The 15,584-nt window shown below is 66.0% G+C and carries 12 protein-coding genes; 7 read left to right on the forward strand and 5 right to left on the reverse strand.

Features of this window, described 5'->3' with window-relative positions:
• Positions 1 to 533 precede the first annotated feature (533 nt).
• Genes F464_RS30070 through F464_RS0123345 form a run of 5 tightly spaced genes read left to right on the forward strand, consistent with a single transcriptional unit; the run spans position 534 to position 3,596 of the window.
• Positions 534 to 1,217 carry a LuxR C-terminal-related transcriptional regulator gene (locus tag F464_RS30070; protein WP_018992279.1) on the forward strand — a complete coding sequence of 228 codons (684 nt, stop codon included), beginning with the start codon at positions 534 to 536 and terminating at the stop codon, positions 1,215 to 1,217.
• Positions 1,214 to 1,672, forward strand: a complete 459-nt coding sequence (locus F464_RS0123330) for a CsgE family curli-type amyloid fiber assembly protein (RefSeq protein ID WP_018992280.1) — start codon at positions 1,214 to 1,216, stop codon at positions 1,670 to 1,672. Before F464_RS30070 ends, F464_RS0123330 begins: the two co-directional genes overlap by 4 nt.
• A gap of 48 nt (positions 1,673 to 1,720) precedes the next feature.
• Positions 1,721 to 2,173, forward strand: coding sequence for a curli assembly protein CsgF (locus F464_RS0123335; RefSeq protein WP_018992281.1), 453 nt, complete (start codon positions 1,721 to 1,723; stop codon positions 2,171 to 2,173).
• Positions 2,174 to 2,184: 11 nt separating this feature from the next.
• Positions 2,185 to 3,132: a CsgG/HfaB family protein gene (locus F464_RS0123340; RefSeq protein WP_018992282.1), complete on the forward strand. Its 948-nt coding sequence runs from the start codon at positions 2,185 to 2,187 to the stop codon at positions 3,130 to 3,132.
• A gap of 53 nt (positions 3,133 to 3,185) precedes the next feature.
• Positions 3,186 to 3,596, forward strand: a complete 411-nt coding sequence (locus F464_RS0123345) for a hypothetical protein (RefSeq protein WP_026296262.1) — start codon at positions 3,186 to 3,188, stop codon at positions 3,594 to 3,596.
• Positions 3,597 to 3,636: 40 nt separating this feature from the next.
• On the opposite strand, the gene F464_RS0123350 is transcribed toward F464_RS0123345, so the two are convergent.
• Entirely contained in the window at positions 3,637 to 4,377 is a 741-nt protein-coding gene (locus F464_RS0123350; protein WP_018992284.1) for an S-methyl-5'-thioinosine phosphorylase, read from the reverse strand.
• A gap of 213 nt (positions 4,378 to 4,590) precedes the next feature.
• Between F464_RS0123350 and typA the strand changes: the two genes are divergently transcribed.
• Positions 4,591 to 6,408: a translational GTPase TypA gene (gene typA, locus F464_RS0123355; RefSeq protein WP_018992285.1), complete on the forward strand. Its 1,818-nt coding sequence runs from the start codon at positions 4,591 to 4,593 to the stop codon at positions 6,406 to 6,408.
• A 110-nt stretch (positions 6,409 to 6,518) separates the two neighbouring features.
• On the opposite strand, the gene galU is transcribed toward typA, so the two are convergent.
• The 4 genes from galU to smc form a co-directional block, all read right to left on the reverse strand.
• Entirely contained in the window at positions 6,519 to 7,391 is an 873-nt protein-coding gene (galU, locus tag F464_RS0123360; protein WP_018992286.1) for a UTP--glucose-1-phosphate uridylyltransferase GalU, read from the reverse strand.
• Between the two features lie 61 nt (positions 7,392 to 7,452).
• Positions 7,453 to 9,486 carry an NAD-dependent DNA ligase LigA gene (gene ligA, locus F464_RS0123365; protein WP_018992287.1) on the reverse strand — a complete coding sequence of 678 codons (2,034 nt, stop codon included), beginning with the start codon at positions 9,484 to 9,486 and terminating at the stop codon, positions 7,453 to 7,455.
• The gene (locus F464_RS0123370) at positions 9,486 to 10,589 is read right to left on the reverse strand and encodes a cell division protein ZipA (RefSeq protein WP_018992288.1); all 1,104 of its coding nucleotides are present in this window, start codon (positions 10,587 to 10,589) and stop codon (positions 9,486 to 9,488) included. The genes ligA and F464_RS0123370 overlap by 1 nt, the downstream gene beginning before the upstream one ends.
• 113 nt (positions 10,590 to 10,702) lie before the next feature.
• Positions 10,703 to 14,230, reverse strand: a complete 3,528-nt coding sequence (smc, locus tag F464_RS0123375; protein ID WP_026296263.1) for a chromosome segregation protein SMC — start codon at positions 14,228 to 14,230, stop codon at positions 10,703 to 10,705.
• A gap of 154 nt (positions 14,231 to 14,384) precedes the next feature.
• Between smc and dapC the strand changes: the two genes are divergently transcribed.
• Entirely contained in the window at positions 14,385 to 15,578 is a 1,194-nt protein-coding gene (gene dapC / locus F464_RS0123380; protein WP_018992290.1) for a succinyldiaminopimelate transaminase, read from the forward strand.
• Positions 15,579 to 15,584: the final 6 nt, after the last annotated feature.

Consider the following 15,584-nt stretch of genomic DNA (forward strand, 5'->3'; position numbering starts at 1 on the left):
TCCGAATACCGAAAACGCGCCTCGGAATAAGGCATGAGAGCAGCCGCCAGGCGGCAACGAACTCTGTTCATGCAAGAGCGGGTAGATGCCCTATGCGGACGTCCCCGAGCGCGATTCCGCCTCCGACTTTCGTCGTAAGACGATCGGGTGAAGTATCACCATCACCATTTTCTAATGCCATGTAAATAGCCAAGAAAATGTGAAATCAGTAACATTATGTAACTGTGATACATGTCACGCACATACGAAAGAAAAAAACACTGACCTGAGCGGTCCCACTAATGTGTATCGGACTCGATCACAGATGATCTGGATCGCCCCCGAGACAGACCTTTCCGGCAACGCCTCACTGCAGGACGCAGGCAGGGCTGCCCGTGAGCATTTCTTGCCCGTGGTTGCCGAAAGGACGACAAGGGAGATCCGGGATGAATTGCGGCCGTCCTTCAAGGAACAAGCCGGTTTGCGCCACCGGCAGAAAACGGGGCCGGGACAGCGATCCGTAACGGGCGGCCACCGATGGAAACAGGAGAATCATGTCGACACATGCGCCCAACACCGCCTTCACGGTGACTAAAGGCGTGGTTATCGTCGGCCGCCCCAGCCTGCAGAACAAGCTGCTGGCCACGCTCCTGGAGCGCCATCTGGGAAGCCGGTGCGTCGTTGCCACCCTTGATGAGGCCGGGTGGCCGCAGCATACGGCCGAGTCCGTCGCCCTGCTCGATATCGGCCTATCGGCGAACGACCAGATCGACACCCAGATGGCGGTGCTCGGCGACGATACCTTGGTCAGTGCGGTTGCACTGTTCAATGCCGACCGCGACATACCGAGCGCACGGCTGCTTCGCTGGCCCAAGTTCAAGGGCCTGTTTCATCGCGACACGTCGGAGGAGCAACTCCTCAAGGGCGTTCAGGCAATCAGCAACAACGACTGGTGGGTACCGCGCAAGATGCTCACCGATTACGTCGAAGACACGCGCTCCGCGCGGCGCCTGCAGCCCGCCGGTGCCACCCCCCTTACTCCCAAGGAAATGCAGAGTCTGCGCCTGATGAGCGAAGGGGCCAGCAATGCGGACATCGCCCGCACCCTGAAAGTCAGTCCCCACACGGTGAAAACCCACGTCTACAACCTGTTCAGGAAGATCAAGGTCACCAACCGGGTGCAGGCAGCGTCCTGGGCCATGGAAAACCTCGAGCCGATGGCACGGGATGGCAAATGATCAGGATTATCCGGGCCGCAGCGCTTCTGATCTGCTTGTGCCCACCGCTTCCGACGGTCGCCGCGGACGAAGATGAACCGATCGACAGCGGCGCCCTGACTGAATTGGCCAACGGCACCCTGGAGCAGGCCACAGGCTTCATTGTCGATCGGACGATCACCCATTTCGGCGGGGAATTCGTACGGCAATTCGCGCAATTCTGGCGCGCCCAGGCGGATACCGGATCGGTCGACCTCACCATCGTCGAGAAACCGTCCGCCCGCTGGGGCAGCACGATATTCGTCGAGCACAACAACCGGCCTGTCGCACGGGTATTCCTGCAGGCTGGCAGCAGCAACTCCATCCGGCCGCTGGCCCAGAACACGGCGCAGTACATGGCGGGGCGCATCGCCAACATCGCCCTGCTCAGCCGCCTCTCGGTCGATCCGGATCTTGGAAAAGAGGAACTGCCGTAAGCGCCACGCGAGCGATACGGCCCTTGTCATTCCCCACGGAGAAACAGCATGAAGCACTGCCTGAATAAAGGCACGGCAAAGATATTGACGGCCTTGACCCTGTGCAGCTGTCCGCCCGCGGTCTTGGCAACGAACCTCGTCTATGCGCCGGTAAACCCGTCGTTCGGCGGCAATCCGATCAACGGATCCGTACTGCTGAACAACGCAAACGCCCAGAATCGCCATACGGATCCATCGGCGAACAAGAGCGCCTCGGGCTACAAGCCACCCACGGCGCTGGAAACGTTCAATCAGCGGCTGCAATCGATGATCCTCGATCGCATCGCCACGAGCGTCACCGGAAGCATCTTCGACAGCAATGGCGACCTGAAGGCCGGCACGGTGGAGACAGACGCCTTCAGCGTTTCCATCGTGGACCTCGGCGGAGGCGTGCTGAAGATCACCACCATGGACAAGGCGACCGGAGCGTCGTCGACATTCGAAATCGGCACGGCGCCTTGAGGAGGAGGGCCATGAACCAAAGAAAGAACCACCGTTTGCAGGCTCGGTTACGGCCGCTTCTGGGAACCATCGCCGGCGTACTCCTGCTTTCGGGCTGCTCCGTCCTCGACACGCAACGCCAGGCGGTCCTCGACGCCAGGGGACAGCCGGCCGAACTCACGCCGGGCACCGGGATGAGCCGCGACCTTGCCAGCCTGCCGCCACCCAAAGGAAAGATTGCCGCCGCAGTCTATGGATTCCGGGACCAGACCGGACAATACAAACCCACCCCCGACAGCTCCTTTTCCACGGCTGTCACGCAGGGCGCGGCGTCCTTGCTGATCAAGGCAATGATGGACTCGAATTGGTTCATTCCGGTCGAGCGCGAGGGTTTGCAGAACGTCCTCACGGAACGCAGGATCGTCCGGGCCCTCGACACGCAGCAGGCCAACGGCGCCAATCTGGTGGGATTATTGCCGGCCAGCATTCTCCTCGAAGGCGGCATCATCACCTACGAGACGAACGTGCGGACCGGTGGAGCCGGCGCCCGCTACATGGGCGTCGGGGCGTCCGAGGAATACCGCACCGATCAGGTGACACTCAACCTGCGCGCCGTAGATATCCGCACCAGCCAGATCCTCGTGAGCACATCCACGACCAAGACGATCTATTCTTATAAACTGAGTGCCGATGTATTTCGCTTCGTATCCTTCAAACGACTGCTTGAAGGGGAAATCGGATACACGCGCAACGAGCCGGCTCAGTTGTGTGTCCAAGAAGCCATCGAGGCAGCCCTGGTCAACCTGATCGTCCAGGGCGTCAAGGACAACCACTGGTCGCTGAAGAATCCGGAGGACATGAATTCGCCACTACTCCAGCACTATCTGGCGACCCAGAACCGGTGGCTCGACAAGGCCGACGAAGGCCGCCTGCCACAGCCCCTAGAGGTGCCGGCGATTCCGCCTCCGTACGGCAGTTAGGACACCGCGCGGGCTGAGCGCGGGCACCCAGGCGATCGAAGGAGGTGATTTCCATGAAACAACTACCAATCATCGCGACACTGCTAACCTTGGCCATTTCACTCCCGGCACAGCCCGCGGCCGCACAGGACGCCGCCCTGCAACAGGGCGAATTTCAAGGTGTGCCCTACCTCTCCGGCGGCGTGAGTCTCGAAGAGCGCGAGCAGCTGTTCTTCACGGCTGCCGACTACAACCTCAGGCTTCTCTTCGCGGAGAAAGGCGGCTCTTACCTCTCGGATACCGAAGTCGTCGTGACGACCCGCGACGGACGCAAGGTGCTCGAACTCATTGCGCAAGGCCCGTTCGTATTCGCCCGCCTGCCGGCCGGCGAATACCGCGTCGCCGCAACCAACGCCGGAAAGCAGCAGGTGCGCGACCTGCAGCTTTCCACCAAGGGCCAGCGGCAAGCAGCGTTCTACTGGTAAGGACGGCCGGTCCGTATGCTCCCGGCCGGTCCCCCGACGCTCAGGACGAGCGGCAGACCTCCTCGAGGACGCGGCGCACCCGCATCATCGCCTCCTGCAGCACCACCTCGATGCTGCTGAACTGGATCCCGGTCTCACTCGCGCCGCGACCGGCGGCGAAGTTCGCAACCACGTTGATCGCCGCGTAAGGCAGGTCCAGCTCTCGCGCCAGGGCCGCCTCGGGCATTCCCGTCATCCCGACCAGATCGGCGCCGTCACGCTCCAGGCGGTTGATCTCGGCCGCCGTCTCGAGACGCGGCCCCTGCGTCGCCGCATACACGCCGCCGTCGTACATCGCCTCGCCTACTGCTGCCGCAGCCGCGAGGATGCGCTGGCGCAGCGGCTCGTCGTAGGGATGGGTGAAATCGATGTGATGCACCGCCGACTCGCCGCCTTCGAAAAAGGTGCTCTTGCGGCCCCACGTGTAGTCGATGATCTGGTTCGGAATCACCATCGCCCCCGGCCCGAATTCCGGACGGATGCCGCCCACCGACGCGACCGACACGATCGCCGACACCTTCGCATGCTTCAGCGCCCAGATATTGGCCCGGTAGTTCACCTGGTGCGGAGGAATCGTGTGGCCGTAGCCGTGGCGCGCGAGGAACACGACCGGCTTTTCCGCCAGCTTGCCGAACGTGAGCGCACCGGACGGTTCACCATAGGGCGTGCGCGCAACTTCGCGCCGGGTAATTTCGAGGGTCGAAAGCTGGGTGAGTCCGGTCCCGCCGATGATCGCGAGCATGAAGCCTGTCTCCTTGGAAAACGGCGCAGATTCTAGCATGCGGCCCTCGCCGACCTCGGCCGGAGGCGCAGGCAATCCTCCTGCGTCCGCCTCCGACAGCCCCCGCGGAAGCCCGTTCCGGAACCACCGCGACGCTCCCGCCACCGACGTCACATGCTGCGACGCCGCACCGCGTGCTAAAATTAAAAACTTTTCAAAGACTTCCGGCCCCAAATGTCCCGCTCCATCCGCAACATCGCCATCATCGCCCACGTCGACCACGGCAAGACCACGCTCGTCGACCAGCTCCTGCGCCAATCCGGCACCTTCCGCGAGAACCAGCAGGTCTCCGAACGCGTGATGGACTCCAACGACCTGGAGAAGGAGCGCGGCATCACCATCCTCGCCAAGAACTGTGCAGTCCAGTACGGCGATACCCACATCAATATCATCGACACCCCGGGACACGCCGACTTCGGCGGCGAAGTCGAACGCGTGTTGTCGATGGTCGACGGCGTGCTGCTGCTGGTCGATGCGGTCGAAGGCCCGATGCCCCAGACCCGCTTCGTCACCCGCAAGGCACTCGCCCTGGGCCTCAAGCCCATCGTCGTGATCAACAAGATCGACCGTCCGGGCAGCCGTCCGGACTGGGTCATCAACCACACCTTCGATCTGTTCGACAAGCTCGGCGCCACCGAAGAGCAGCTCGATTTCCCAGTCGTCTACGCCTCCGCGCTGAACGGCTACGCGATGCTCGACGCCAGCCAGCCGGGCACCGACATGAAGCCGCTGTACGAAGCGATCCTCGAACACGTGCCGCAGCCTGAAGTCGACGCCAACGGCCCGCTGCAACTGCAGGTCTGCTCGCTCGACTACTCGACCTACATCGGCCAGCTCGGCATCGGCCGCATCAAGCGCGGCAGCGTCCGTCCGAACCAGGAAGTCGTCGTGATGTACGGCGAGGAAAACCGCGGCAAGGCAAAGATCGGTCAGATCCTCACCTTCAAGGGCCTCGAGCGCAGCCAGGCCGACTACGCCGAGGCAGGCGATATCGTGCTCATCTCGGGCATCGACCAGGTCAACATCGGCGTCACGATCTGCCACCCGGACAAGCTCGAGGGTCTCAAGCCGATCGCCGTCGACGAGCCGACCCTGACCATGAACTTCATGGTCAACTCGTCACCGCTCGCCGGCCGCGAAGGCAAGTTCGTCACCAGCCGCCAGATCCGCGAGCGTCTCGAAAAGGAACTGCTCAAGAACGTCGCGCTGCGCGTCGAATACACCAACGACTCCGACGTGTTCCTGGTCTCCGGCCGCGGTGAGCTGCACCTCACCATCCTGCTCGAGAACATGCGCCGCGAAGGCTTCGAACTCGCAGTCGGCCGTCCGCGCGTGGTGTTCCGCGACATCGACGGCGTGAAGTGCGAGCCGTACGAAATGCTCACCGTCGACGTCGAGGAAGAGCACCAGGGCGGCGTCATGGAAGAGCTCGGCCGCCGCCGCGGCGAACTGCAGGACATGCAGTCCGACAGCAAGGGCCGCACCCGTCTCGAATACCGCATCCCCGCCCGCGGCCTGATCGGCTTCCAGGGCGAATTCCTGACACTGACGCGCGGCACCGGCCTCGCCAGCCACGTGTTCGACGACTACGGTCCGATGGCGGGCGCGATGGGCGAACGCCGCAACGGCGTCCTCATCTCGCAGGACGACGGCCAGGCCGTCGCCTACGCGCTGTGGAAGCTGCAGGACCGCGGTCGCATGTTCGTCACGCACAACGATCCGGTGTACGAAGGCATGATCATCGGCATCCACTCGCGCGACAACGACCTCGTCGTGAACCCGATCAAGGGCAAGCAGCTCACCAACGTGCGTGCCTCGGGCACTGACGAAGCGGTGCGCCTCGTCCCGGCGATCCAGCTGACGCTGGAATCCGCGATCGAGTTCATCGCCGACGACGAACTGGTCGAAATCACGCCGAAGTCGATCCGCCTGCGCAAGCGCTACCTGACCGAAAACGAGCGCAAGCGCGCCGCGAAGGCCGAGTCGATGTAAGAACACCGTCTCCGGTTTGTTGGAGACGTGAAAAAAAGGCGCTGCGATGCAGCGCCTTTTTTGTTTCCGGGAGCCGGGAAGCCTGGCCTCCCTCGCTCCGTCTTTCGCGCTTACTTGCGCCCGGCCAGATAGGCCGCGAAATCCGCGCCGATCTCGGGATGGCGCAGGCCCAGTTCGACCGTCGCCTTCAGGTAGCCGAGCTTCGAGCCGCAGTCGTAGCGCACGCCATCGAATTGGTAGGACAGCACCGCCTCTTCCTTCAGCAGCGAGGCGATCGCATCGGTGAGCTGCAGCTCGCCGCCCGCGCCCGGCTTGATCGAGCGCAGGTGATCGAAGATGTGCGGCGTCAGGATGTAGCGGCCGACCACCGCCTGGGTCGTCGGCGCATCCTCGGGCTTCGGCTTCTCGATGATGCCGGTCACGCGCTGCACGTTGCCCTGCTGGCTATCCGTACTGACGATACCGTACTGGCGGGTATCCTCGCGTGGCACGTTCATCGTGCCCAGCACCGAGCAGCGGTGGTAGTTATACACGCCCACCATCTGCTGCATGATCGGCTCGGCCCCGTGGTTGTCCAGCAGGTCGTCCGCGAGGATCACCGCAAACGCCTCGTCGCCCACCACGGGCGCCGCGCACAGCACCGCATGGCCGAGACCCAGCGCCTCCGACTGGCGGATATACACGCAGTTCACGCCCTTCGGCACGGTCTTCTTGACGATCTCCAGCAGCTCCTTCTTGCCGCGCGCCTCGAGCTCGGTTTCCAGCTCGTAGGCCTTGTCGAAGTGGTCCTCGATGGAGCGCTTCGTGCGGCCGGTGATGAAGATCATGTCGGTGATGCCCGCCGCGACCGCTTCCTCGACCGCATACTGGATCAACGGCTTGTCGACGATCGGCAGCATTTCCTTCGGGCTGGCCTTCGTGGCCGGCAGGAAGCGTGTGCCCATCCCGGCTACCGGGAATACCGCCTTGGTGACCTTTTTCATTGGATGACTCTCCCTTGTTTCGTCTTTTGGTTCAGCGCGGCGTATGGTCCGTGCCATATCTTCAACCTTGTTCGAGCAGGCGTCGCAGTCCATCCTCGTCGAGGATCGCGACGCCCAGTTCTTCCGCCTTCGCGAGCTTGGAACCGGCTTCCTCGCCCGCAACCACGTAATCCGTCTTCTTCGACACCGACCCGCTGACCTTGCCGCCGTGCGCCTCGATCAGGGCCTTCGCCTCGTCGCGACTCATCGTTGGCAAGGTACCGGTCAGCACGAAGACCTTGCCGCTCGCGCTGCCCGAGACCGGAGCCGCGGGTTCGCCCTCTTCCCACGTCACCCCCGCCGCGCGCAACTGCTCGATCACCTCGCGGTTGTGCGCCTCAGCGAAGAAGCCGGCAATGCTCTGCGCGACCACTGGCCCGACATCCGGCACTTCGACCAGGCGCTCGGGCACCGCATCCATCAGCGCGTCCAGCGAACCGAAATGCCGCGCCAGATCCTTTGCCGTGGCCTCGCCGACATTGCGGATGCCTAGCGCGAAGATGAAGCGCGCCAAGGTCGTGTGCCGGCTCTTCTCGATCGCCGCAAGCAGGTTGGCCGCCGACTTCTCGGCCATGCGCTGCAGGTTCGCCAGTGCCAGCACGCCCAGCTTGTACAAGTCGGCCGGCGTCTTCACGATGCCGGCCTCGACGAGCTGGTCGACCAGCTTGTCGCCCAGCCCCTCGATGTCCATCGCGCGCCGCCCGGCGAAATGCAGCAGGGCCTGCTTGCGCTGCGCGGGACAGAACAGCCCGCCCGTGCAGCGTGCCACCACTTCGTCCTCGGCCTTCTCGACGTGCGACGCGCACACCGGGCAGCGCGTCGGCATCACGAAGACCCGCTCGCTGCCATTGCGCCGTTCGACGACCGGACCGACGACCTCCGGTATAACGTCGCCGGCCCGCCGCACGATGACCTGATCGCCGATCAGCACGCCCTTGCGCAGGATTTCCTCTTCGTTATGCAGGGTCGCGTTGGTCACCGTGACGCCGCCGACGAACACCGGCTTGAGGCGCGCGACCGGCGTCAGCGCGCCGGTGCGGCCGACCTGCACCTCGATGTCGAGGAGCTCGGTGATCTCCTCCTGCGCCGGGTACTTGTGCGCGACCGCCCAGCGCGGCTCGCGCGTGACGAAGCCGAGCTCACGCTGCAGGTCGAAGCGGTTGACCTTGTACACGACGCCGTCGATGTCGTACGGCAGCCTGTCGCGCAGCGCTGCGATGCGGTCGTGGAATTCGCACAGCCCCTCGACACCGGCCGCGACGACGCGGTGCTCGCACACCGGCAGGCCGAAAGCCGCAAACGCGTCGAGCAGCTCCGCCTGCGTCGGCGGCAGCACCCAGTCGCCGATCTCGCCCAGTCCGTAGGCGAAGAAGGACAGCGGGCGTTTCGCCGCGATGCGCGGATCGAGCTGTCGCACCGCGCCGGCCGCAGTATTGCGCGGATTGATGAACAGTTTTTCGCCGGCCTGTTCCTGACGCGCATTCAGACGCTGGAAATCGTCGCGGCGCATGTAGATCTCGCCGCGCACTTCCAGCAGCGCCGGCGGCCTGCCCGACAGGCGCAGCGGAATCTGGCGGATCGTGCGCACGTTGTGCGTCACGTCCTCGCCGGTCTCGCCGTCGCCGCGGGTTGCCGCACGCACCAGCACGCCCTGCTCGTAGCGCAGGTTGATCGCCAGCCCGTCGAACTTCAGCTCGCCGAGGTATTCGACCGGCGCGTCGGCGGGACCGAGTCCCAGCGCGTTGCGCACGCGCGTGTCGAAGGCGACGACACCGCCGTTCGTGGTATCGGTCTCGGTGCGGATGGACAGCATCGGCACCGCATGCCGCACCGGCGCGAGTTCGGGCATCGGCGCCCCCCCGACCCGCTGTGTCGGCGAATCGGGCGTGGCCAGCTCCGGAAACGCCTGCTCCAGTGCCTCCAGCTCGCGGAACAGGCGGTCGTATTCCGCGTCCGGGATCGTCGGCGCATCGAGGACGTAGTAGGCGTGATTGTGGGCTTCGAGCTCGCGCCGCAATTGCGCGGCGCGCTCGAATGTCTGGGCCGAAGCGATCATCAGGCGGAGAATAGGCGCTGCGCCAGCGGGCCGCCCGCCGGCACGTCGCCGCTCGCCATCTGTGCCTGGAAGTGCTGGATCTGGCTGCGGATCATCGCCGCTGCCTCGGCGCCGAAGGGCGCGCGATTGTCGTCAACGACCGCGCCCTGCAGCGCATCGGCCATCTGCATGGCCTGGCGCATCATGCGCTCGAAGGCGAACACGCCGTTGGGCACGCGCGGCACGTCGATCACCAGCGTCAGGCCGCTGGTGCTCAGGTCGCGCATCTCTTCGGCGGCGAACAGCGCCGGCTCCATGTTGCCCAGCGTGTAGAGCGTGTTGCCGTCCTCGTCGCGTGCGTGGAAGGAGCCGTCCGGGCCCAGCGTCATGCCGTGCGACTCGGCCAGCGCACGGATCTTGGTGCCGACGAAGGGCTGGCCGTTGCTGACGACGTTGATGCCGATCTGCACGTCGACGTTGGCGCAGAACTTGTCCAGCTCGGCCGCATGGCGCAGCGATTCGCCGCGGGCCGGCAGGTCCGCCGGCACCGCGAGGAACTGTTCGGCCACGCGCTGCATGCCGCCCGAGAAGTGCAGGAAATCGTTCTCGCTGATCGGACCGCGTCGGTCAACCGTCTGCATCGCCGCACAGAACCAGTGGAAGGCGCCCGCGCTGTGCGCATCGAGGGGACGCCACAGGTTGACGGCATCGTCGAAGGCGAACCAGCGCACCGGCTTGGAAATCCCCGCCAGCTGCTCGCTCTGCGCAGCCCACAGGCGCGGCGCCTCCAGCGGCTCGATCGCCTCGATGCGGATCACGCAGTCGATGCGCTGATCGACGTAATCCGGCACCCCCGGCGTCACCTTGCGCACGCCCGGGTCGTGTGCCGCCGTCGTCGGGCGCCGGTGTTCGGCGGCCTCGCCCATCGAGGGCTCCACGCGCTCGCCGGAGACCTCGTCCGCAACCCCCTCCGCGGGCTCCAGCAACACGTCGCGGTGATCCGATCTGAAAGCCTGCTCGGCCTCGCGGCGATGCTTGCGTTCCTGCCACTTGTTGTAGGCGACGATCCCGACGACCGAAGCCACCCCCAGCGTCGCCAACCCGATCTGCAATTCGTTATCCATCTTCCTTCCCGTTGTCGGTCCCGCCGCGTTGCGCAGCGGGCCTCGCAATTCCCTGGGCTTCGCAATCCACCTTGCCACCGCATCCCCGTTCGAGGGCGCAGCGGCGCTCATGTTCAGGCCGCTGCCGGCTCCGCCAGGCGCAGCGCCTCTTCCATATCCACTTCCACCACGCGCGAGACGCCCTGCTCCTGCATCGTCACGCCCACCAATTGCTGCGCGATCTCCATCGTGATCTTGCTGTGGCTGATGAAGACGAACTGCGTCTGCGATGACATGCGCTTCACCATCTGGCAATAACGCTCGGTATTCGTATCGTCCAGCGGCGCATCCACCTCGTCAAGCATGCAGAACGGTGCAGGATTCAGCTGGAACATCGAGAACACCAGCGCAATCGCCGTCAGCGCCTTCTCTCCGCCGGACAGCAGGTGGATGGAGGTGTTCTTCTTCCCCGGCGGCTGGGCGACGATCTGGATCCCCGCATCGAGGATCTCGTCGCCCGTAAGCACCAGCCGCGCCTGCCCGCCGCCGAAGAGCTGCGGGAAGAGCGTGCCGAAATGCTGCGTGACCGTATTGTAGGTGTCCTGCAACTGCTCCCGCGTCTCGCGGTCGATGCGCCGGATGGCATCCTCCAGCGTCTCGATCGCCTGCATCAGGTCGTCGAATTGAGCATCCAGATAGCCTTTGCGTTCCTGGGCGCTGCGCAATTCGTCCAGCGCCGCGAGGTTGACCTGGCCCAGCTCCGCGATTTCGCGCGCCAGCCGGCCGACTTCCCGTACCAGCGAACCTTCGCGCAGGTCGGGCACGAGCAGGGGCAGCAGCGCGGCCTCGTCGGCCTGCGCCTCGGCCAGCCGCTCATCGAACTGCCCCGCCGCGAGTTCCGCCGCCTGCACGGCGAGCCGCAATTCGGCAACCCGTCCGCGCGCAGGCGCCGCCTCCTGCTCGGTGCGCAGGCGCAGCTCCTCGGTCTGCTTCAGCCGCATCGCCGCCGTTTCCAGCGCATCGCGCCGTGCCGCAAGCGCCGCCTCGCGGCTCGCCCGCAGTTCGAGCGCCTCCTGCAGCGCATCACGGCTGCGGCCGCTGTCGGTCGCGTCGAGCTCGGCCCGGCGCGCCTCGACCTCCACCGCGATCCGTCCGAGCTGCTCGCCGGCCAGCTGCAGGTTGCGCTCGACGTCTTCGATCTTGCCCGCGCATTCGCGCTCCGAGAAGCGTGCCTCCTGCAGATCGCGCGCGAGCGCCTGCTCGAGCGAGCGCGTTTCGCGCAGCACGTTGTCACGCTCCGCCAGCACCTCCAGCGCGCCGTCGAGACGCTCGCGCTGCAGCTCGGCGAGTTCCGCCGCGCGCGCCTGCTCCATCTCCGCTCGGGCGAGGTGTTCGCGCTCGGTCGATTCGAGGTGGACGATGTCCTCTAGGTCGCGCGCGAGCTGCGCACGGCGCTCCTCGGCGCGCTGCCGCGCCTGCGTGAGCTTCAGCAGCTCGACCTGTTCGGCATGCACCTGCTGCTGCGCCGCCTGCAGCTCCCGCCGCAGCACGTTGCCGCGCTCCTGCAGCCCGGCCGCCACGCCCTCGGCTGCAATCAGCGCATCGTGGGCGATGTGGGCCTCCATTTCGAGCCCGCCTTGCTGCTCTGCGAGGCCGTCGATCTCGCGCTGGCGCTCCATCACCCCGTGCGTGCGGCTGTCGGGTGCGTAATGGACCAGCGCGTGCCGCGTGAGGATCTGGCCACGCGGCCCCACGAGGCACTGGTACGCGGCAAGCTCCCCGCGCCGCCCGAGCCAGGACTCAAGCGCGTCGGTGGCAAGGCAGCCGCGCAGCCAGTCGGCGACGACCGGCCGCAGCCCCTCGTCGACGAAGGAGATCTTGTCCATCAGCGCGAAGGTTCCGGGCAGCGGCACGGGCTCCGCGGCCGCCTCCACCCCGTCGCCGAAAGCCAGGGCGAAGGATCCCGGCGGTGCGTCGTCGAACATCGCGCGCGCGGCCTCGCTCACGTCGCCGGTCAGCGCCGCCAGCCGCTCGCGCAGCACGGCCTCGACCGCCATCTCCCAGCCCGGCTCGACCCGCAGGCCGCGCCACAGCGGCGGCAGCTCGGCCAGCTTGTGGCGCTTCAGCCAGTCGCCGAGCTGCCCCTGCGACTGCACCTTGGCCTGCAGCTGCACCAGCGCGTCGCGTCGCGCCCGCAATTCGGTGAGGCGCCGCTGCACCTGCCGTTCGTTCTCCAGCGCGGCCTTCAGCGCGGCCTGCGCCTCCGGCAGCCGCATCTGGACGGCACCGAGTTCTTCCTGCTGGCGCTCCTGCGCCTCGCGCAGGGCTTCGAGTCGCGCCTCCTGCTGCGCGACGACCGCCTCGTCCGGCCCTTCGATGCCGCCCGACTCACCCGCCAGGCGCCCGCGACGCTGGTCCAGCGCATCGATCGCGCGCACGGCGCTGGCGCGCTTGGTCTCCTCGACGCGCAGTTGCTGCTCGGTTTGCGCGAGCTCGCGGCGTGCCGCCGCGACGGTGGTATCGGCAGCCTGCCGCGCCGCCTCCGCCTCGGGCAGGCGCTCGGCGATCTCCGCATGGCGCGCCTCGGCCTGCTCGGCGCGCATCGCCGCGTTGTCGAGGAGCCCCGTCCAGCGCTCACGCTCCGTTGCCAGCGTAGCCTGGCGCTCCTGCCAGTGCGCCTCGTCGGTCGCGAGCTGCGCGAGCCGCGCTTCGAGGCGCTTGCGCGCATCGTCCAGATGCCGCAGTTCCGCTTCCAGCCGCGTGACCTCCGCCGACACCGCAAAGAGATCCGACTGCGCTGCATGCGTGGTCTCCGACGCTTCGAAGTGCCCCGCGCGCGCCTCCTCGACCGCGTTTTCCAGCTCCTGCAGGCGCGCGCTGTCGGCCTCCATCTTGGACGACAGCTGGTTGAGCTCGCCCTCGAGCCGCGCCTGCTCGTCCCGCGCCTCCTTGCGCTTGAGCAGCCATAGCAGCTGCTGGCGCTGCGTGTGCGCGGCGTTCAGGTCGCGGTAGCGCGCGGCAATCTCCGCCTGCACTTCGAGGTGGCCGATGCGCTCGCCCAGCTCCATGCGGATGTCTTCGAGGCGGGCGAGGTTGTCGCGTGCATCCGAGAGCCGGCCTTCAGTCTCGCGCCGGCGTTCGCGATACTTCGTGACGCCCGCAGCCTCCTCGAGAAAGCCGCGCACTTCCTCGGGACGTGCCTCGATGATGCGCGAGATCATGCCCTGCTCGATGATCGCGTAGGCGCGCGGACCGAGGCCGGTGCCGAGGAAGAGGTCGATGACGTCCTTCCGCCGGACCTGGACGTTATTGAGGAAATAAGTCGACTCGCCGCTGCGGTCGAGCACGCGCTTCACCGAGATCTCCGCATAGCGCGACCACTGCCCCGCCGCGCGGCCCTCGGCGTTGTCGAACACCAGCTCGACGCTGGCGCGCGACACCGGCTTGCGCGTCGTCGAGCCGTTGAAGATGACGTCCTGCATCGACTCGCCGCGCAGCGCGCTCGCGCGCGTCTCGCCCAGCACCCAGCGCACGGCATCGATGATGTTCGACTTGCCGCAGCCGTTCGGGCCCACCACGCCGACGAGATTGCCGGGGGTGAGCACGGTGGTCGGATCGACAAAGGTCTTGAAACCGGCGAGTTTGAGCTTGGAGAGACGCACTTCGGGACGGAGCCGGATCGAATCGGAACTGGAGTTGTGGCGGGAGCGGGCCGACCGGGGCCGGCGAAAGCGCGTCATGATAACATCGCGCGCTCGATGCCCTTGCCTTCAGGCACCGGCGCATGTCCATAGAAACAAGCCGAAACAGTCCGCCGTGAATCCGAACCTCGACCGCCTCCAGCCCTATCCCTTCGAAAAACTGCGCGCGCTGCTCGACGGCGTCGTTCCCCCGGCCGACCTGAAGCTGATCCGCCTGTCCATCGGCGAACCGCAACATCCCACGCCCCCCTTCATCATGCAGGCGCTCACCGACAACCTGCAGGGGCTCGCGAACTACCCCGCAACGATAGGCGGCGACCCCTTGCGCGTCGCCATCGCCGGCTGGCTGGAGCGCCGCTTCGACCTGCCCAAGGTCGATCCGGCGACCCAGGTGCTGCCGGTCAACGGCTCGCGCGAGGCGCTGTTCGCCTTCGCCCAAGCGGTCATCGACGGCAGCCGCCCCGGCGTCAAGGTGCTGAGCCCGAACCCCTTCTACCAGATCTACGAAGGCGCGGCCCTGCTCGCCGGAGCCGAGCCGGTGTTCCTCAACAACCTGCCGGAGAACGGTTTCGGCTCGGATTTCGACGGCATTCCCGAATCGGTGTGGCGCGACGTCCAGCTCGTGTTCGTGTGCTCGCCGGGCAATCCGACCGGCCGCATGCTGTCGCAGGCGGAATGGGCACGCCTGTTCGAGCTATCGGACCGCTATGGCTTCGTGATCGCGGCCGACGAATGCTATTCGGAGATCTACTTCGACGACGACGCGCCCCCGGTCGGCGCGCTGCAGGCCGCCCACGCGCTCGGGCGCACGGATTTCCGCAACCTGGTGATGTTCTCAAGCCTCTCGAAACGCTCGAACGTGCCGGGCATGCGCTCGGGCTTCGTCGCGGGCGACGCGAAGGTGCTGAAGGGCTTCCTGCGCTACCGCACCTACCACGGCTGCGCGATGAGCCTGCCCATCCAGGCCGCCTCGGTGGCCGCGTGGAACGACGAAGCACACGTCGTCGAGAACCGCCGCCTGTACCGCGAGAAGTTCGACCGCGCGATGCCCATCATCGCCAAACACCTGAAGGTGCAAAAACCTGACGCCGGCTTCTACCTGTGGGCGCAGACCCCCATCCCCGACACCGAGTTCGCCCGCCGCCTGCAGGCTGCATATAATGTGACGGTTCTGCCGGGCAGCTTCCTCGCCCGGGAATCGAACGGCGTCAATCCGGGCGCCGGGTTCGTGCGCATCGCCCTCGTGGCCGAAACGGCCGAATGCGTCGAGGCGGCCGAGCGCATCGCCACTTTCTGCCAAACTCTTTGAAATAAA

It is taken from the genome of Aromatoleum toluclasticum ATCC 700605, assembly GCF_000378245.1.
GTDB classification, from domain to species: Bacteria; Pseudomonadota; Gammaproteobacteria; order Burkholderiales; family Rhodocyclaceae; genus Aromatoleum; species Aromatoleum toluclasticum.